17 protein-coding genes are annotated in these 17,231 nt (G+C 67.3%); 11 read left to right on the top strand and 6 right to left on the bottom strand.

Going from position 1 to position 17,231, the window contains the following annotated elements:
• Positions 1-14 precede the first annotated feature (14 nt).
• Positions 15-308 carry a glycine zipper 2TM domain-containing protein gene (locus tag AC5JBD_RS14735; RefSeq protein ID WP_495722566.1) on the top strand — a complete coding sequence of 98 codons (294 nt, stop codon included), beginning with the start codon at positions 15-17 and terminating at the stop codon, positions 306-308.
• A gap of 65 nt (positions 309-373) precedes the next feature.
• Here AC5JBD_RS14735 and AC5JBD_RS14730 read toward each other — a convergent pair whose 3' ends face one another.
• Genes AC5JBD_RS14730 through AC5JBD_RS14720 form a run of 3 tightly spaced genes read right to left on the bottom strand, consistent with a single transcriptional unit; the run spans position 374 to position 4,900 of the window.
• Entirely contained in the window at positions 374-1,618 is a 1,245-nt protein-coding gene (locus AC5JBD_RS14730) for a dihydrolipoamide acetyltransferase family protein (protein WP_495722565.1), read from the bottom strand.
• Positions 1,618-3,699, bottom strand: a complete 2,082-nt coding sequence (locus tag AC5JBD_RS14725) for an alpha-ketoacid dehydrogenase subunit alpha/beta (RefSeq protein ID WP_495722564.1) — start codon at positions 3,697-3,699, stop codon at positions 1,618-1,620. The genes AC5JBD_RS14730 and AC5JBD_RS14725 overlap by 1 nt, the downstream gene beginning before the upstream one ends.
• Positions 3,692-4,900, bottom strand: a complete 1,209-nt coding sequence (locus tag AC5JBD_RS14720; RefSeq protein ID WP_495722563.1) for an amino acid aminotransferase — start codon at positions 4,898-4,900, stop codon at positions 3,692-3,694. Before AC5JBD_RS14720 ends, AC5JBD_RS14725 begins: the two co-directional genes overlap by 8 nt.
• 121 nt (positions 4,901-5,021) lie before the next feature.
• On the opposite strand from AC5JBD_RS14720, the gene AC5JBD_RS14715 reads away from it, so the two are divergent.
• Positions 5,022-5,492, top strand: coding sequence for an Lrp/AsnC family transcriptional regulator (locus tag AC5JBD_RS14715; protein WP_495722562.1), 471 nt, complete (start codon positions 5,022-5,024; stop codon positions 5,490-5,492).
• Between the two features lie 78 nt (positions 5,493-5,570).
• Positions 5,571-5,909, top strand: a complete 339-nt coding sequence (locus tag AC5JBD_RS14710) for a hypothetical protein (protein ID WP_495722561.1) — start codon at positions 5,571-5,573, stop codon at positions 5,907-5,909.
• 13 nt (positions 5,910-5,922) lie between these two features.
• Here the strand turns inward: AC5JBD_RS14710 and serB are convergent, their stop codons facing one another.
• Positions 5,923-6,801 carry a phosphoserine phosphatase SerB gene (gene serB, locus AC5JBD_RS14705; protein ID WP_495722560.1) on the bottom strand — a complete coding sequence of 293 codons (879 nt, stop codon included), beginning with the start codon at positions 6,799-6,801 and terminating at the stop codon, positions 5,923-5,925.
• Here serB and miaA point away from each other — a divergent pair.
• Together miaA and ilvC are read left to right on the top strand one after the other, a co-directional pair.
• Positions 6,800-7,723 (top strand): tRNA (adenosine(37)-N6)-dimethylallyltransferase MiaA, encoded by a 924-nt coding sequence (miaA, locus tag AC5JBD_RS14700; RefSeq protein WP_495722559.1) that lies wholly within the window; start codon positions 6,800-6,802, stop codon positions 7,721-7,723. The two genes, serB and miaA, sit on opposite strands and share 2 nt — an antisense overlap.
• Complete coding sequence (gene ilvC / locus AC5JBD_RS14695) at positions 7,720-8,700, top strand: ketol-acid reductoisomerase (RefSeq protein ID WP_495722558.1); 981 nt, start codon at positions 7,720-7,722, stop codon at positions 8,698-8,700. Before miaA ends, ilvC begins: the two co-directional genes overlap by 4 nt.
• On the opposite strand, the gene AC5JBD_RS14690 is transcribed toward ilvC, so the two are convergent.
• Entirely contained in the window at positions 8,697-9,107 is a 411-nt protein-coding gene (locus AC5JBD_RS14690; protein WP_495722557.1) for a BLUF domain-containing protein, read from the bottom strand. The two genes, ilvC and AC5JBD_RS14690, sit on opposite strands and share 4 nt — an antisense overlap.
• A gap of 236 nt (positions 9,108-9,343) precedes the next feature.
• Here AC5JBD_RS14690 and AC5JBD_RS14685 point away from each other — a divergent pair, with 236 nt between their 5' ends.
• Complete coding sequence (locus tag AC5JBD_RS14685) at positions 9,344-9,694, top strand: YMGG-like glycine zipper-containing protein (protein ID WP_495722556.1); 351 nt, start codon at positions 9,344-9,346, stop codon at positions 9,692-9,694.
• 9 nt (positions 9,695-9,703) lie between these two features.
• On the opposite strand, the gene mutL is transcribed toward AC5JBD_RS14685, so the two are convergent.
• Positions 9,704-11,524 carry a DNA mismatch repair endonuclease MutL gene (gene mutL, locus AC5JBD_RS14680; protein ID WP_495722555.1) on the bottom strand — a complete coding sequence of 607 codons (1,821 nt, stop codon included), beginning with the start codon at positions 11,522-11,524 and terminating at the stop codon, positions 9,704-9,706.
• Between the two features lie 145 nt (positions 11,525-11,669).
• On the opposite strand from mutL, the gene AC5JBD_RS14675 reads away from it, so the two are divergent.
• From AC5JBD_RS14675 to rodA, 5 genes are read left to right on the top strand one after another with little or no spacing between them, the layout of a single operon-like run.
• Positions 11,670-12,713: a rod shape-determining protein gene (locus AC5JBD_RS14675; RefSeq protein ID WP_495722554.1), complete on the top strand. Its 1,044-nt coding sequence runs from the start codon at positions 11,670-11,672 to the stop codon at positions 12,711-12,713.
• Positions 12,714-12,733: 20 nt separating this feature from the next.
• The gene (locus AC5JBD_RS14670) at positions 12,734-13,663 is read left to right on the top strand and encodes a rod shape-determining protein MreC (protein ID WP_495722553.1); all 930 of its coding nucleotides are present in this window, start codon (positions 12,734-12,736) and stop codon (positions 13,661-13,663) included.
• The gene (gene mreD / locus AC5JBD_RS14665) at positions 13,663-14,178 is read left to right on the top strand and encodes a rod shape-determining protein MreD (RefSeq protein ID WP_495722552.1); all 516 of its coding nucleotides are present in this window, start codon (positions 13,663-13,665) and stop codon (positions 14,176-14,178) included. Before AC5JBD_RS14670 ends, mreD begins: the two co-directional genes overlap by 1 nt.
• Positions 14,175-16,118 carry a penicillin-binding protein 2 gene (gene mrdA, locus AC5JBD_RS14660; RefSeq protein ID WP_495722551.1) on the top strand — a complete coding sequence of 648 codons (1,944 nt, stop codon included), beginning with the start codon at positions 14,175-14,177 and terminating at the stop codon, positions 16,116-16,118. The genes mreD and mrdA overlap by 4 nt, the downstream gene beginning before the upstream one ends.
• A complete protein-coding gene (rodA, locus tag AC5JBD_RS14655; RefSeq protein ID WP_495722550.1) occupies positions 16,115-17,227 on the top strand; it encodes a rod shape-determining protein RodA in 1,113 nt (370 codons plus the stop codon). The genes mrdA and rodA overlap by 4 nt, the downstream gene beginning before the upstream one ends.
• Positions 17,228-17,231 lie beyond the last annotated feature (4 nt).

Genomic DNA, 17,231 nt, shown 5'->3' with positions numbered 1-17,231 from the left:
CAGGAGTTCAAGTCATGCGTAAGCTCATCCTCGCCGCTTCGGCGTTGACCCTCGCGGTTCCCGCGATCCCTTCGGCCGCGATGGCTCACCAGACCGGCTATCGCCACTCGCATTCGCAGCAGCAGGTCTACTGCAAGAAGCGCAGCGGCACGACCGGACTGATCGCCGGCGCTGCCGGCGGCGCACTGCTCGGCCGCGAGCTCGACAAGGGCCGCAACCGCACCACAGGCACCGTGCTCGGCGGCGCCGTCGGCGCACTGCTCGGGCGCCATGTCGAACGCAATGTGTTGAGCCGCCGCTGCCGCTAAGGCAGCCGGTCTAACCCCCATGAAGAGCGCTCCGGCCGTTCCGCCCGGGGCGCTTTTCGTCCTGCTCAGTCGATCGGCCAGTTCTCGATCGTCTCGACGAAGCGGCTGAGCCAGCCGTTGGTCTGGTGGCCGTCGACGACGCGGTGGTCGATGGTGAGGCTGACATAGGCCATCGGGCGGATCTGGATGGTGTCGATGCCGCCGACCTCGCGCACGACCACACGCTTCTCGAGCTTGCCGACGCCGAGGATCGCCGATTGCGGCTGGTTGATGATGATCGGCGAGGCGAAGAGCGAGCCCGAGACGCCGTGATTCGAGATGGTGAAGGTCCCGCCCTTCACATCGTCTGCCTTGAGCTTCTCCGCTCGCGCCTTTTCAACCAGCTCGTCAAGACCGGCGGCAACACCTTGCAACGACAGTCTTTGCACCTGGCGCAGCACGGGGACAATCAGGCCCTTGTTGCCGAGCGCAGTGCCGACGCCGACGTTGATATCGTCGAAGACTTCGAGTCGGTCAGCATGCCAGCGGCTGTTGATCGCGGGCGCCACCTTCATCGCCTCGGCCGCCGCGGCGACGATATAGGCGGTGTAGGTGAGCTTCACGCCCTGGCGCGCCCAGGCGTCCTTGTGCTTGGCGCGATGGGCGATGATTGCGCTGAAGTCGCACTCGAACATGGCGGTGACGTGCGGCGCCTGAGTGACCGAGTTCAGCATGTTCTCGGCGATGCGCAGGCGCATGCGGTCGTGCGGGATCGAGTGGGAAGCGATCGCGGCGTCGCTTGGCGTGAAAGAGGGCGCCTTGGCCGGGGGCCGCGATGCCGCCGCCTCTGCATGGCGATCAACGTCGGCGCGAGTTATGCGGCCGTCGCGGCCGGTGCCTTCGATCTCCTGCGGGTCGAGATTGTGCTGGAGCAGCGCCCGCTTCACCGCGGGCGAGAGGCGCAGCTCGGGGTCGCCAACCCTCGTCACCTCGGCGGAAGCCGGGGTTTCGCGGAGACCTGCCGTGACTTGTCGACTTGGGGTCCCGGCTTTCGCCGGGATGACGGGTTGATCGGTGGGCTCGTGGCCGATTACTTCCGCGACCGGCGCGATGCGGCCGAGCACAGCGCCGGGCGCCGCTTCGTCGTTGCTGTGGAGGACGATCTCGCGCAGCACGCCCGCTGCCGGAGCGGGGACCTCGACGGCGACCTTGTCGGTCTCCAGCTCGACGAGAGGATCGTTCTCCTCGACGCGGTCGCCGACGGATTTCAGCCAGGTGCGGACGACCGCCTTGGTGCCTTCCTGCTCGATGGGTGCAATGATCTCGATCATCAGAACCCCACCAGTTCGTCGATCCTGGCACGGATGCGCTCGACGCTCGGCACGGCCCAGTTGAGCAGCACCGGATTATGCGGGCTGGGGATGTCCGGCATGGTCACTCGCGCGACGGGCGCGTCGAGGTCGAGGAACGCCTCGTCCGCCACCACCGCGGCGATCTCGGCTCCGAAGCCGCCGGTCTGCAGGTCCTCGTGGACGATCAGGCAGCGACGGGTGCGGCGGACGCTCTCCAGCACCATCTCCTTGTCCCACGGCATCAGAGTGCGCAGGTCGATCACGTCCGCCGAGATGTCCTTGGCCGCTTCCTCGCAGCGCGGCACCATGGCGCCCCAGGTGACGATGGTGATGCTGTCGCCTTCGCGAATCTTCTTGGCGCGGCCATAGGGCAGCACGTAGTCGTCCCCCGGGTAGGGGCGCCGCGCCCAGACGTCGTCGAGCATCGAGCGGTGCTCGAAAAACACCACGGGATCGTTGCCGCGCAGGCCGGTGCGGAGCAGGCCGACGGCGTCTTCGGCATTGGACGGCACCGCGACCAGCCAGCCGGGATTGTGCACGAACTGCACCTCGTTGGTCTGGCTGTGCCAGGGATCGCCGACCTTGAAGAAGCCGCCGGGGATGCGCAGCACCATCGGCGCGGCGAACCGGTTGTTCGTGCGCCAGCGCATTGTGCCGCAATCGTTGATCTGCTCGAGCGCGGGCTCGGCATATTTACGGAACTGGATCTCCGGCACCGGCATCAGGCCGGCGAGCGCCATACCGACCGCGCGGCCGACGATCCCCTCCTCCGAGAGGCTTGTATCGAACACGCGCTCGATGCCGTATTTCTCCTGGAGGCCGAGCGTCACCGCATGCACGCCGCCCTTGGGGCCGATATCCTCACCGAACAGGAGGACGCGCGGATTGATCTCGAGCTCGCGTTCGAGCGTGCGGCGGATTGCCGTCACCATATTGATACGCTGGCCCTCCGGCTTCGGCGTCTCTTTCGACGCCGGCGGAACGTAGCCGTGGGTCCACTGCCCACCGACCTGCTGCATCTCGCCTTCGAAGAAGACGTTCTTCAGCACCGCCTCAGGCTGGGAAATCTCCCGGGCTTCTGCGATCTCGCGTGCCTGTTCGACAGCAGCCGCCGCGTCACCTTCGATCCGCTGCCATTCTTCATCGGAGAGGAGGCTGGGCACGAGATAGGATTTGAGCTTCGGCAGCGGGTCGCGCGACCATTCGGAGCGCACCGTCTCCTCGGACTTGTAGGCCTGCGTATCCTGGAAGCTGTGGCCCTGGAGGCGGGGCACGGTCAGCCGCAGCAAAGCCGGTCCCTTGCCGCTCCGCACATGCGCCGTCGCCTGCGTCAGCAGCCGCGCCGCTTCCGCCGGTTCGGTGCCGTCGCCGGAGAGGATGTGGAGATTGCCGAAGCTCGCCAAGTTCTTGGCAATGTCTCCGCCGGGCGTCTGATACGTCGAAGGAACGGAGATGCCGAAGGCATTGTCCTCAATATAGAAAAGCATCGGCAGCTTCTGCGTCGTCGCGATCGTCAGCGCGGCCCAAAAGCCGTTCGCCGCCACCGACGCGTCGCCGCCGAGCACGACCGCAAGCGCATCCTTGTGTGCCTCGCTCTTCAGCGCCGTGCGATAATAGTCGATCGCCTGCGCCCAGCCCGCGGTCGGCGTATATTGCGCACCCACGCCGCCCGACATCGGCAGAGCCGGCACGCCGCCCGGATTGGGAAAGTTGAACACGACGCCGATGTCGCGCCCATCCGAATAGCCGCCGGCGCGACCCATCGCCGAGCCGAGCGCATCCTCGATCGGCACGCCCAACGACAGCAGCAGCGGCCGCGACCGATAATAGCCGCAGGTCGCGTCCTGCGGGTTGCTGAGCCGGCTGCCCAGCATGATCTGCGCCATGTCGTGTCCGCGCGCCGAGAATTGGTAGCTGATCTTCCGCTCCGGGACGAGCCGCGTCTCCTCCAGCTTGTCGAGCGCGCGGCTGACCTGGACGAGATAGGCGATGCGGCGCCAGTCATAATCCGGATCCGGCGAGTTGAGCCCCGACCGGGCCTTCGCCACATCCTCAGCCATCCATCGCCTCCACCACCGCGGCGGCGAAGCGGTCGACATTCTCGTCCGACAGGCCGACGACGTTGAAGCGGCCGGAATTGGCCATGTAGATGCCGTGGCTCTTGCGGAGGCCGAGCACAGCCTCCTGGCTGAGCGGCAGCATCGAGAACATGCCGTTCTGCTCGTCGATAAAGGCAAGCCGCGGGTCGAAGGCGGCGAGGCGGGCCCGGAGCATGCGAATGCGCGCGCACATCGCGACCAGTTCCTCGTTCCACTGCGCGCGCAGCTTTGCGTCGTCAAGGACGGTGCGCACGATCGCCGCGCCATGATCCGGCGGCATCGACCACATGGTGCGGGCGAGCTGGAGAAGGTTGCCGAACGCGACCTTCGCGCCCTCGGCGCTTGATGCCTTCACGAACAAAGCGCCGGTGCGCTCGCGGTAGAGACCGAAATTCTTGTCGCAGCTCTGGGCGGCGATGGCCTGCTCAGCCGCCTCGACGACCAGGCGCGTGCCGGCCGCGTCAGGCTCGAGCCCGTTGCCGAAGCCTTGGTAGGCAAGGTCGACATAAGGGACCAGGCCGCGCTTCGAGACAACGTCTGCGACCTCGCGCCATTGATCGAGGCTGAGGTCGGCGCCGGTCGGGTTGTGGCAGCAGCCGTGCAGCAGCACGAGGTCGCCACGGCGGGCGCCCCGCAGCGCGTCCATCATGCGGTCGAACAGGATCGTGTGGCTGTCGCGGTCATAATAAGGATAATCGACCATCTCCACCCGCGCCGAGCCGATCAGCGGCGTGTGGTTGAGCCAGGTCGGCTGACCGACGAAGATACGGGCGCCGGCATCCGCGGCGTGGATGAGCTCGGCGCCGAGGCGAAGCGCGCCGCAGCCGCCCGGCGTCTGCACCCCGACGATCCGGTCGTCCCGCGCGGCCGCCTCGCCGAACACGATCGGCTTGATCAGCTCGGTGAAACGCGCATCGCCCTGCGAGCCGAGATAGGCCTTGGTCTCCTGCGTCTCGAGCAGGATGCGCTCGGCCGCCTTGACACATTTGAGGATCGGCGTGCCGCCGGCCGCGTCCTTGAACACGCCGACGCCGACATCGATCTTCTCGGGACGGGGATCGGCATTGCAGAGCGCGATCAGCGCCAGCAGGGAATCCGTCGGCATGTCCTCCAGCCGGTCCAGCAGCATCGGCTTCTCCGCCACCATGAAATCGCTCGCCATAAGCCCCTCCTGTCGCGCCGGCCGGTTAAGGTGCGCCTAATCCAAAGCGCGGGCAATTGCGTATCAGAGTCGAGCGCGACGGCTCTGGTGTCGATCAGTTCGTTTCGATATTAGTTGAGGAATGAAAGAAACTGATCGCATCGACCAGATCGACCGCCGAATCATCCGCGAGCTGCAGCGGGACGCGAGCCTCAGCCACGCCGCACTGGCCGAGAAGGTCGGCGCCTCGCCCGCCTCTGTCTGGCGGCGGGTACGCAACCTCGAGCAGATCGGGGTGCTCGGCAAGACCGTCCGCCTCGCCGACGCCCATGCGCTGGAGCGCAGCGTCAACGTGCTCTGCCAGGTACGGATGACGCGCCAGACCATCTCCGCCCGCGCCGAATTCGAGGAGTTCATCCAGTCGCGCGAGGAGATCGTCGAATGCTACGCCATGTCGGGCGAGTGGGACTATCTGCTGCGCATCGCCGTGCGCGACGTTGCCGATTACGACCGCTTCATCATGCGGGGCGTGCTGGCGCATCCGAGCGTCGCCAATGCCGCCAGCAACTTCGCTTTGAGGCAGGTCAAATATACGACGGAAATCCCCGTCTGAACGGCCGCATAAGCATATCTTAGCCTTCTCGTTTAACGGATTTTTCTGCGGGTGAGCCTTATCCTCGGCGTCTTGAGAATGACGGGGGATCGACCGATGGGTGCACGCCGCAGGTTCAGGAGCGCGACGTCGATGGCCTCGCCCTGGCGTCGCCGCACGATGTGCGTGCTGATCGCCGACCTGCCGGTTCCCGCCGCTCTCCGCGACGTTTCCGCGGCCGGCGCCTTCCTCGAGACCAATGCCCGTCCGCCGCTCGGCGCGGGTGTCGAGCTCCATCACCCGGAAGCGGGCGCGATCGCCGCCATAGTTCGGTCTCTGGCCACTGACGGAATTCAGATCGGCTTCGACGTCGGCGAGCATTCGGTCGCCTTCGCGCTCGCCGCGATCAGCGCGGACATGAGCCGCCCCGCGGCCTGAGCCGCCCCGCGGCCTAAGCCGCCCATTCGTCGCGGGAGTAACCCTGCGCGAAGAGCAAGGCGGTGAGGTCGTTATGCTCGATGCGCGCCGCAGCCGCGGTCGCGACCGCTGGCTTCGCGCGATAGGCAACACCCAGCCCCGCCGCCTCGATCATAGGAATGTCGTTCGCACCGTCGCCGACCGCTAGCGTATCGGCGAGATCGACCTCCTGCTCCGCCGCAGCATCGAGAAGGGCGAGACGCTTCGCCTCGGCGCCCACAATCGGCTCGGGCACGCGTCCGGTCAGCCTGCCGCCCTCGGCTGGGAGGCTGTTGGACACCGCCCGATCGAAGCCGAGCGCCTTCGCCACCCGGTCGGCAAAGGCCGAGAAGCCGCCCGAGACGAGCAGGCAATAGGCCCCTTCCCGCTTCATCGTGCGGACGAGGGCCTCCGCGCCGGGCGTCATCCGAACCCTTTCGTCATAGCAGCGGCCGACCAGCGCCTCGTCCAGATCCTTGAGCAGCGCCACCCGCTGCGCCAGTGCATCCTCGAAGCGGATCTCGCCGCGCATCGCCCGCTCCGTCACCTCGGCGACTTCGGTCTTCAGCCCGGCATAATCGGCAAGCTCATCGATGCACTCGACCGTGATCATCGTCGAATCCATGTCGGCGACGAGCAGGCGCCGGCGCCGCCCGGCCTCGCCCTGCACGATCACGTCGGCGCGGGGGAGCAGGCCTTCCAGGGCGATCCGCGCCCGGTCCGGCGATCCCGAGAAGAGCAGGTCGCACGCCTTGTCGGCTTCGATCCAGCTGCGCCCGCGCGGCTCCATGCCCGCCTCGCGCACCGCATCCTCGGCCAGCGAGATTTCGCCGCCGCCAAGGCGTTCCGCTGCTATCAGCGTGGCGATGAACATGGGGAATCCTTCCAGGCCGAGGCTGGCGCTTATCGCGGGACCGACCGCGAGCGGCAAGTCGGCTCTCGCCCTCGCGCTGGCGGAGCGGACGGGCGGCACGATCATCAACGCCGACAGCGCTCAGGTCTATCGTGACCTTCGCATCGTCTCGGCACGTCCGGACGCCGACGACGAACGTCGCGCGCCGCACCGTCTCTACGGCTATCGCGACGGCGCCCGGCCCTGCTCGGCGGCCGACTGGGCGGAGGACGCCAAGCAGGCGATCGAGAACACGCACGCGGATGGGGCTCTGCCAATTCTGGTCGGCGGCACCGGCCTCTATCTGCGCACCCTGCTCGACGGCATCGCGCCGGTTCCGCCGATCGATCCGGAGGTGCGCGAAGCGGTTCGCGCCCTGCCTGTTCAGCGAAGCTACGAAGCGCTCCAGGCGGAGGATCCGGACGCCGCCGCCCGCCTTCGCCCCAGCGACACGACGCGCGTCGCGAGAGCCCTCGAAGTGATCCGATCGACGGGACGCCCGCTCGCGGACTGGCAGAGGGAGAAGACCGGCGGCATTGCACGCCAGGTGGCGCTTGCGCCGCTCATCCTCCTCCCCCCGCGCGACTGGCTCTACGAGCGCTGCGACCGCCGCTTCACCGAGATGATGAGCGACGCGGGGATCGAGGAGGTCCGTCGCCTCGTAGAGCGCGGCCTCGACCCCGATCTGCCGGTGATGCGCGCCATCGGGGTGCGGGAGATCGCATCCTGTCTGTCCGGCACCCGGAGCCGGGACGAGGCCATCGAGGCCGGCCGCACCGCCACGCGCCAATATGCCAAGCGCCAATATACCTGGTTCTCGCGCCAGCCCCCGCCCGATTGGCCGCGTCTCCATGAACCGCTCGTTTGCGAGCGTCTCGAGGATGCCCTAGCGCTGCTCGGATGAAGGTCTATTTCAACGCCGATGCCGATCCGTCTCTCGTGCGCAGCCGCAAGGTCGCGATCCTGGGCTACGGCAACCAGGGGCGGCCGCAGGCGCTGAACCTGCGCGACAGCGGCGTCGCCGAGCTTCGCATCGCCCTGCGCGAAGCGGCTCCGAGCCAGGCGACGGCGATGGCGGACGGGTTCGACGTCATGACGCCAGCGGCGGCGGCGGCCTGGGCGGACCTGGTGGTGATGCTGACGCCCGACGAGGAGCAGGCCGCGCTCTATCGCGACGCCCTCACGCCGAACCTCAGGCGGGGCAGCGCCCTCGCCTTCGCACATGGTCTCAACATCCACTTCCAGCTGATCGAGCCGAGGCCGGATCTCGACATATTCCTGGTGGCGCCGAAAGGCCCCGGCACGGCGCTCCGCGACAGCTTCGTCGCCGGCTCCGGCCTCATCTCGCTCTTCGCCGTGGCGCAGGATGCAAGCGGTGAGGCGGAGGCACTGGCCCTGTCTTATGCCGCGGCGATCGGCAGCGGCCGCGTCGGGATCCTGCCGACCAGCTTCGCCGAGGAATGCGAGGCCGACCTGTTCAACGAGCAGGCGGTGCTGTGGGGCGCGATCCCGGAGCTGATCCTCGCCGGCTACGAGACGCTAACCGAGGCGGGATTCTCCTCGGAAATCGCTTATTTCGAGTGCCTTACCGAGGTGAAGCTCATAGCCGATCTCATCTACGCGCGGGGCATTGCCGGGATGCGCGAGGCGATCTCGAACACGGCCGAGTTCGGCGCGCTGAAGGGCGGCACCCGCATCGTCGATCAGGAGACGCGGACCGAGATGCGGCGGATCCTGCGGGAAGTCCGCAGCGGCAGCTTCGCCCGCGAGCTGATCGAGGATGCGGCTGCGGGCTATCCGCGTCTCAAGGCAAGTCGCGCGCGCGCCGCCGCTCACCCCATCGAGGAGGTCGGGCGGCGCTTAAGGAATCTGACGCCTTAGGCGGCTCGGGCGTGGATCTCGGCGAAGCCGGTGAACTGGGCGCGGAGGTCGCGGTCCGCGAGCGGGCCGATCAAGGTCTTCACCACCTCGCGCAGGTCGGCGCCCTCGCCTGCCTCGCCGCCGGCATTGTAGGCCATCGCCCAGGCACCGAACTGGCGCTCCTTCACCTCGCGGCGGCTCAGCTGCACGATCGCGAAATGGCGGGGATCGGCGGCGATCCGGTCGAACGTCGACCGCACCTCGGCCTCGCCTCCTTCCAGCACCTGCAGGAAACGGCGGCCGCCGGACAGCAGGAGGCCGGTCACTCCGGCGTCCGCATTGTTCCGGCGCGAGGCCGCGAGGATCGCGTCGAGCGCCTGCGCCGTCGGCGTCTCGCGCGACGTGCTGATATAAACGAGCTGGAGCACGGCACTCCTCCCTTTAAGCCATCCGAATGCCGGCCGAATGCGGGAGAAGCGCCGAAAAAAGCGTAAAGGCGCTGCGAAAATCTCGCTGATCCACATCAATAGAAGCCATTGCTCCGTTCCCGGAACAATGGCGCGCAGGGCCCGTTCTTAATGCAGAAGGGGCGGCGACCGGAGGAACGGGCCGCGCAACAGCCTGAACCACGCTGCCGCTCGCACTCATGCGAAAGGTTCAAGCCATGCGTAAAACAGCAACTCTCGGAATTCTGCTCGCGGCCTCGATGTCGGTTGGCGCCTGCGCCACCAACGACCGCTACGGCTATAACGACCGCTATTATGACAACGGCAATAGCGGCCTCGCCCGCGCCGCCACGGGTGCAGCGCTCGGCGCGGCCGCCGGCGCTGCGGTCGGCGGCGTCGTGGACGGCGTCAGCGTCGGCCAGGGCGCAGCGGTCGGCGCAATTGCCGGCGGTGCGATCGCGGCAGCGACGGACGACAACGGCCGGCGCTGGTATCGCGACCGCCGCGGCTATTGCTATTATGTCGAGCGCGACGGCGACGTCCGCTACGATTACGACCGCCGCTGCTGATCCCGGCCGCTACTTGCGGCCGAACAATTTCTCGATGTCGCCATGGGCGAGCTTCACCCAGGTCGGGCGGCCGTGGTTGCACTGGCCTGAGTGAGGCGTCGCCTCCATCTCGCGCAGCAAGGCATTCATCTCGGTGACCGAGAGGATGCGTCCGGCGCGGACCGAGCCGTGGCACGCCATGGTGGCGGCGACATGGTCGAGCTTTTCCTTCAGCGAGAGCGCCTCGTCATAGGCGCCGAGCTCGTCCGCGAGGTCGGTGACGAGACCCTGGACGCTGCTCGTGCCAAGCAGGGCCGGGACGGACCGAACGAGCATAGCGCGGACACCGAAGCGCTCGAGCTCCAGCCCCATTTCGGCAAGTTCGTCGTCCCGGGTCTCGAGCCGGTCGCAGGCGACCTCGTCCAGCTCCACCACTTCCGGCAGCAGCAAGGCCTGGCGGGCGATGCCGCCATTGCCCAGCCCTTTGCGCATCCGCTCCAGCACCAGCCGTTCGTGCGCGGCATGCTGGTCGACCAGCACCAGCCCGTCCTCCGCCTCCGCGACGATGTAGGTGGCGGCGACCTGCCCGCGCGCGACGCCGAGAGGGAAGCGCGCCGTTTCCGGCACCGCTTGGACAGCCGGCTCGGCACGCGCGGCCGGGGCGAAAGCGAGATGATTGTCGCTGAGAGTCCCCTCTCCCCAGTGGGGAGAGGGATAGGGTGAGGGGGCTCCGGCGTACGAGGATTGGCGCTGACCGTTGAGCGCAAATTGAAGGGATCGTACCCCCTCACCCCGACCCTCTCCCCCCGGGGGAGAGGGGGTTTGCCAGGCACCCAGTGCGTCGGCCGAGGGCCGCTGGGCACTGCGAAAACCCGCCGAATCCAGCGCATTCCTCAAGCCGCCGATGATCAGGCCGCGGATATTGCCGGCGTCGCGGAAGCGGACCTCTGTCTTGGCCGGGTGCACGTTGACGTCGACTTCCTCGCCGGGGAGGTCGATGAACAAGGCGAGGATCGGGTGCCGGTCGCGGGCGAGCAGGTCTTGATAGGCGGCTCGGACGGCGCCGATCAGCAGCCGGTCCTTCACCGGTCGGCCGTTGACGAACAGGAACTGATGGTCGGCGACGCCGCGGCTGAAGGTCGGCAGCCCGGCGACACCGCCGAGCCGCGCCGGGCCTCGCTCGTAATCGACAGCGACGCTGTTGTTCCTGAGGCCGCGGTCGGTCAGCGCCGCGACCCGCTCCGGGCGGCTCTCGCCGGGCTGGACGTGAAGCGAGCGGCGGCCGTCATGATCGAGGCTGAAGCCGATGTCCGGCCGCGCCATGGCGAGCCGCTTCACCACGTCGACGCAGGCGGCATATTCGGAGCGTGCCGAGCGCAGGAACTTGCGGCGGGCCGGCACGCGGCCGAACAGTTCCTCGACCAGGATCCGGGTGCCCGGCGGCAGCGCGGCCGGCCCCTCCCCTTCGACCCGGCCGTTGTCCACGATCCGCGACCAGCCGTCGGCGCCCCGCACCCGGCTCTCGACCGTCAGCCGCGCCACGCTGGCGATCGACGGCAGCGCCTCGCCGCGAAAGCCCAAAGTGGCGACCGCCTCGATGCGGTCGTCGGGGAGCTTGGAGGTGGCATGGCGCTCCAGCGCCAGCGCCATGTCGGCAGGGCCCATCCCGCAGCCGTCGTCGACCACCTCGATCCGTCCGATGCCGCCCTCTGTGAGCGCGATTGCGACCCGCGTGGCACCCGCGTCGATCGCATTTTCTATTAATTCTTTCAGTGCGCTGGCCGGCCTTTCGACGACCTCGCCCGCAGCGATCCGGTTAACCAGTTGTTCGGGGAGTCGCCTTATTGACATTGCCGATCCTGTAGACCAACTGCCGCGCCTTCGCGACATGGTTAATGTGTTCTGGACGGGCGCCTTTCGGGCACCCTATAGGATGGACTTCGGGCGGGGTGCCGGCCCTTAGCGGCGCTCGAACGGTGATGAGGCGATTTGTAAGATGTCGTTCCTGAATTTCCTGAAGTTCCCTTCGCACGACATGGCGATCGATCTCGGCACCGCCAACACCGTGGTCTACGTCCGCGGCCGCGGCGTCGTCCTCAACGAGCCGTCGGTGGTCGCCATCGAGACCCTTAACGGCGTCAAGCGCGTCAAGGCCGTCGGTGACGACGCCAAGCTGATGATGGGCAAGACCCCCGACCAGATCGAGGCGATTCGTCCGCTTCGCGACGGCGTCATCGCCGACATCGACGTCGCCGAGCAGATGATCAAGCACTTCATCCAGAAGGTCCACGGCAAGCGCCGCTTCCCGCGCTGGCCGGAGATCGTGATCTGCGTGCCGTCGGGCTCGACTTCGGTCGAACGCCGCGCGATCCGCGACGCCGCCTCCAATGCCGGTGCCCGCCAGGTGTGGTTGATCGAGGAGCCGATGGCGGCCGCGATCGGTGCCGACATGCCGGTTACCGAGCCGATCGGATCAATGGTCGTCGACATCGGCGGCGGCACCACCGAAGTCGCCGTGCTGTCGCTGCGCGGCCTCGCTTACACCACTTCAGTGCGCGTCGGCGGCGACAAGATGGACGAGGCGATCTCTTCCTACGTCCGCCGCAACCACAATCTTCTGATCGGCGAAGCCACGGCCGAGCGGATCAAGCAGCAGGTCGGCATTGCCAAGCCGCCGGCGGATGGCGGGGACGGCCTCACCGTCCACATCAAGGGCCGCGACTTGGTCAATGGCGTGCCGAAGGAAATCACGATCAACCAGCGCCAGATCGCCGAGGCCCTGTCGGAGCCGGTCGGCACGATCGTCGAAGGCGTCCGCATCGCGCTCGAGAATACCGCGCCGGAACTGGCCGCCGACATCGTCGACCAGGGCATCGTCCTCACCGGCGGCGGCGCGCTGCTTCAGGGACTGGACGAGGTGCTGCGTGACGAGACCGGGCTGCCGGTCACCGTCGCCGATGATCCGCTGACCTGCGTCGCGCTCGGCACCGGACGTGCGCTGGAGGAAGAGATCTTCCGCGGCGTCCTGACGACGGCCTGAGCCAGAGAGGCGGGTAGGCGATGGCGCCGCCCAAGACACGGCGCCCGGGCTTTTCCCGCAAGGCGCAATACAGCATGTTCTTCGGCTATGTCGCCGCGATCGGCGGCGTCGTCGTCGCCGCTCTGCTGCTGTTGCTCGCCTATCTCAATCCGGCCACGTTCAACGCGGTGCGCGGCACCGCGCTCGACATCACCAGCCCGGTGACCGCCGGCGGCCGCGGCGCGGTCGACGCCGTCGCTGGCGGCGGCTCTGCCGTTGCCGATTATTTCTTCGCGGCGCGCCGGAACGCCGAGCTTGAGCAGACCATTAAGTCGATGCGCCAGCGCCTGCTCCAGGCGCGCGCGACGGAGCTCGAGAACAAGCGGCTGAAGATGCTGCTGCAGCTGAAGGAACAGGTCACCGATGAGGTGACGGTCGGCCGCATCGTCGGCTCGAGCTTCGATTCGAGCCGCCGGCTCGGCACCCTTTCGGCCGGCTCCTCCGACGGCGTCCGCATCGGGCAGCCGGTGCGCGCGCCCGAAGGGTTGATCGGGCGGGTCGTCGAGACCGGCCGCTGGGCGGCGCGCGTGCTGCTCGTTACCGACGGCGCCAGCAACGTTCCCGTGCGGCTGGTCCGCGACGGGACGCCGGCGATGGCAACCGGCCGCGGCGACGGCACGATCGACATCAAGCCATTGGAAGTCGGCAAGAATCCGTTCAGGGCCGGTGATATATTCATTACTTCGGGCGTCGGCGGCATCTATGCTCCCGGCATTCCCGTGGCGATGGTGGTGAAGGTGGACAAGGACACGACGATAGCGAGGCCGATCGCCGACCCGTCCCGGGTCGACCGCGCCATCGTGCAGCGCGTCTTCATGCCCGCCGCCAACCAGCCGCTCTCGGTCGCCGCGCCCGAAGCGCCGCCGCCGCCTCCGCTGGCCGCCCCGGCAGAAGCGGTCCCGGTGGAATAATGGCCCGGATCGCCCTCACCCAAGGCGATGTGCGGCGAAAGGATCTGAGGCGCCGCTACGTTCCGATCGCCTCGACCATCCTCGCCTGCCTGCTGAACATCCTGCCGGTCATCGTCAGCACGCCGGTCGTACCCGATTTCGCCTTCCTGGTGCTGCTCGCCTGGCGGCTGCTGCGGCCGGAAATCTGGTCCGCCACCACCGCCATCTGGCTCGGCCTGCTCAACGACCTTCTCGCCGGGCATCCGCTCGGCCAGTCGGTGGCGCTCTGGACCGCGACGTTCCTGATCATGGACGTGATCGACAGCCGCGTCGTGTGGCGCGATTACTGGATGGACTGGCTGTTCGCCGCCCTCTTCATCCTCGCTTACACTTATGGCGACTGGGTGATCGGCCGCTGGATGGGCAGCACGGCCGAATTCGGCATATTGTGGCCGCAGATCGGCGCTTCGATCCTGCTTTATCCGGTGGTCGCCCGGATCGTGCTGATGCTCGACAGATGGCGGCTGACGCGATGAGACGGAAGAAGCCGCCGCCTCTCGTTACAGAGAACAGCCAGGTCTACACCTTCACCCGGCGCTCGTTCGTGCTGGGCGGATTGCAGGCGGGCGTGGCCACCCTGCTCGCCGGCCGCATGGCCTATATCTCGATCGCCGAGAACGACCGTTACAAGCTCCTCTCCGAGGAGAACCGGGTGCAGATGGTGCTGGTGCCGCCGCGGCGGGGCTGGATCGTCGACCGCAGCGGCCGACCGATCGCGATCAACCGCTCGGACTATCGGGTGGACCTCATTCCCGACCAGCTCAAGGAGCCTGAGCGGATCATTCCGCGGCTGGCACAATTGCTCGAGCTGCCGCTGGAAGAGGTGGAGCGCATCCAGAAGGAGCTGGACCAGGCCGCCGGCTATCAGCCGGTCGCCGTCGCCGAGAACCTGCCGTTCGAGAAATATGCGGCCGTCACCCTGCGCCTGCCGGAGATGCCGGGTGTGGCGCCGCTCCGCGGCTTCAGCCGCTTCTATCCGGAAGGCGCCGCGGTCGGGCATCTGGTCGGCTATGTCGGCACCGCCAACAAGGAGGAATATCAGAAGGAGAAGAACCCCCTTCTGATCACGCCCGGTTTCAAGATCGGCAAGGAAGGTCTTGAAGAGGTGATGGAACAGCGCCTGCGCGGCAAGCCGGGCGCGAAGCGGCTCGAGGTTACCGCCCGCGGCAAGCTGGTGCGCGAGCTCTCCACCCTATCGGACGAGAGCGGCGATACCCTCCCCCTCACCATCGATGCGGGCCTCCAAGCCTATGCGGCGCGGCGCCTCGGCACCGAATCCGGCGCCTGCATCGTCATCGACTGCCTCACCGGCCACATCCTGTGCATGGCATCGATGCCGGCCTACGACCCCAACAGTTTCTCCGACGGCATCGGCCGCAGCGAATGGGCCATGTATTCGGCCAACGAGCGCAAGCCCCTGCTCAACAAGACGCTGAACTCGCTCTATCCGCCGGGCTCGACGCTGAAGCCGATGATGAGCCTCGCGCTCCAGGCAGGCGGGGTCGATCCCGACGACGTCGTCTATTGCGGCGGCGGCTATCAGCTCGGCAACCGCTTCTTCCGCTGCCTCGGCCGCCACGGGCCGATGAACATGCACCGCGCGATTGCGAAGAGCTGCAATTCCTATTTCTACGCGATGAGCCGCCGCATCGGCATCGACAAGATGGCGGCGATGGCGGAGCAGATGACGCTCGGCATGAAATACGACCTGCCGGTGGTCTCGCAAAGCTACGGCACCTATCCGAACAGCGCCTGGAAAGAGCGCAAGTACAAGGACCGCTGGCGCGAATCCGATACACTCAACGCTGCGATCGGTCAGGGCTATGTGATCCTCAATCCGCTCCAGCTGGCGGTGATGGCGGCACGGATCGCGTCCGGCCGGCAGATCCTCCCAACCCTGCTGCTGCGGCGCAACCAGCCGCTCCCGCAGCCGCTCGGCATTCCGGAGCAGCATCTTCAGGCCGCGCGGGCCGGGATGTGGGAGGTGGTGAACGGCAACGGCACTGCCGGGCGGAGCCGGCTTGAAGTCCCCGGGATCGAGATGGGCGGCAAGACCGGCACCGCGCAGGTGCGCCGCATCACCGGCGGCCAGCGCGGCCAGAGCGGCGAATGGAAATATCGCGACCACGGGCTGTTCGTCTTCTTCGCGCCGACCTCCAACCCGCGCTACGCAGGTGCCGTAGTGATCGACCACGGCATGGGCGGCTCGCGCGCCGCCGCGCCGGTCGCGAAGGATGTGCTCACCTACCTGTTCGACAGGAACAAGGCGATGGAAGCCTTGCTGAAGCATGAGGAAGGCTGGGGCGGCGACATCGCGACCCGGATGAAGCGCGAGGCGGAGCAATGGGCCGCCGCCCACCCGCCCAAGCCGAAGGCGCCGACGGCAAGCGAAACCAGACTGGCGTCCCGGACATGAGCACGACCTCGATCGTCCCCGGCAATCTCGCCCACCAGCCCTGGCAGCTTCTGTTCGTCGTGCTCGCGATCGGCACGTTCGGCGGCATGTGCCTCTTCTCGGCCGCGGGCGGCTCGCTGATGCCGTGGGCGCTGCCCCATTTTGTGCGCTTCTTCTTCCTGCTCGGGATCGCCGTCGGCATGTCCTACGTGCGGCCGGAAACCTATCGCGAGCTTGCCTGGCCAGCCTATTTCGTCGTCATCCTGCTGCTGATCGTGACCCTCGTGATCGGGACGATCGGCGGCGGCGCCAAGAGCTGGCTGGAGCTCGGCCCGATCCGCATTCAGCCCTCCGAGCTGATGAAGCCGGTCTCGGTGCTGCTGCTGGCCGGCTTCTACGGCTCGCTGCCGCCTGGCGAGATCCGAAAGTTCAGCGCGATCTGGCCGCCGATCGCGATCCTCGTCGTGCCGGTTGCGCTCATCATCCTGCAGCCCGACCTCGGCACCACCTTGCTGCTGCTGTTCGCGGCGATCACGGTGATGTTCCTCGCCGGCCTGCCCCTCTGGTATTTCGTCGGTGGCGGGCTCGCCGTCGCTGCCGCTATCCCGTTCGCCTACAATGTGCTGATGATGCCGCACCAGCAGAAGCGGGTGCTGATCTTCCTCAGTCCCGAGGATGATCCGCTCGGCGCCGGCTATCACATCACCCAGTCCAAGATCGCGATCGGATCGGGCGGCATTTTCGGCAAGGGCTTCCTCAACGGCACCCAGAGCCACCTCCATTATCTGCCCGAGCAGCATACCGACTTCATCTTCCCGGCCATGGCCGAGGAATGGGGGCTGGCGGGCGGTCTGTTCCTGATCGCCTGCTTCTACCTGCTCTTCCGCTGGGGGATGAACGTGGCGAGCGAGGCCAAGGGCCGTTTCAACCGCCTGACCGCAGCCGGCCTCACCATGACGATCTTCTTCTATTTTGCTATCAACATGCTGATGGTGATGGGCCTGGCGCCAGTGGTCGGCATTCCGCTGCCGCTCTTCTCCTATGGCGGCTCGGCGATGCTGACGGTGATGATCTGCCTCGGCATCCTGATGTCGATCGACCGCGACACCCGCCGCAACCGCAGGCGTTGACTTT

Source organism: Allosphingosinicella sp., assembly GCF_059502505.1.
This window is presented reverse-complemented; position numbering and strand designations above follow the sequence as displayed.

Excerpts from the sequence above, each read along its gene's own strand:
- AC5JBD_RS14710 (WP_495722561.1), top strand. The coding sequence starts at position 5,571 with ATGACGGGGGATCGACCGATGGGTGCACGCCGCAGGTTCAGGAGCGCG.
- AC5JBD_RS14670 (WP_495722553.1), top strand. The coding sequence starts at position 12,734 with ATGGCGCCGCCCAAGACACGGCGCCCGGGCTTTTCCCGCAAGGCGCAA.
- mutL (WP_495722555.1), bottom strand. The coding sequence starts at position 11,524 with ATGTCAATAAGGCGACTCCCCGAACAACTGGTTAACCGGATCGCTGCG.
- AC5JBD_RS14675 (WP_495722554.1), top strand. The coding sequence starts at position 11,670 with ATGTCGTTCCTGAATTTCCTGAAGTTCCCTTCGCACGACATGGCGATC.
- AC5JBD_RS14685 (WP_495722556.1), top strand. The coding sequence starts at position 9,344 with ATGCGTAAAACAGCAACTCTCGGAATTCTGCTCGCGGCCTCGATGTCG.
- ilvC (WP_495722558.1), top strand. The coding sequence starts at position 7,720 with ATGAAGGTCTATTTCAACGCCGATGCCGATCCGTCTCTCGTGCGCAGC.
- mreD (WP_495722552.1), top strand. The coding sequence starts at position 13,663 with ATGGCCCGGATCGCCCTCACCCAAGGCGATGTGCGGCGAAAGGATCTG.
- rodA (WP_495722550.1), top strand. The coding sequence starts at position 16,115 with ATGAGCACGACCTCGATCGTCCCCGGCAATCTCGCCCACCAGCCCTGG.
- AC5JBD_RS14735 (WP_495722566.1), top strand. The coding sequence starts at position 15 with ATGCGTAAGCTCATCCTCGCCGCTTCGGCGTTGACCCTCGCGGTTCCC.
- serB (WP_495722560.1), bottom strand. The coding sequence starts at position 6,801 with ATGTTCATCGCCACGCTGATAGCAGCGGAACGCCTTGGCGGCGGCGAA.
- AC5JBD_RS14715 (WP_495722562.1), top strand. The coding sequence starts at position 5,022 with ATGAAAGAAACTGATCGCATCGACCAGATCGACCGCCGAATCATCCGC.
- AC5JBD_RS14720 (WP_495722563.1), bottom strand. The coding sequence starts at position 4,900 with ATGGCGAGCGATTTCATGGTGGCGGAGAAGCCGATGCTGCTGGACCGG.
- AC5JBD_RS14725 (WP_495722564.1), bottom strand. The coding sequence starts at position 3,699 with ATGGCTGAGGATGTGGCGAAGGCCCGGTCGGGGCTCAACTCGCCGGAT.
- mrdA (WP_495722551.1), top strand. The coding sequence starts at position 14,175 with ATGAGACGGAAGAAGCCGCCGCCTCTCGTTACAGAGAACAGCCAGGTC.
- AC5JBD_RS14730 (WP_495722565.1), bottom strand. The coding sequence starts at position 1,618 with ATGATCGAGATCATTGCACCCATCGAGCAGGAAGGCACCAAGGCGGTC.
- miaA (WP_495722559.1), top strand. The coding sequence starts at position 6,800 with ATGGGGAATCCTTCCAGGCCGAGGCTGGCGCTTATCGCGGGACCGACC.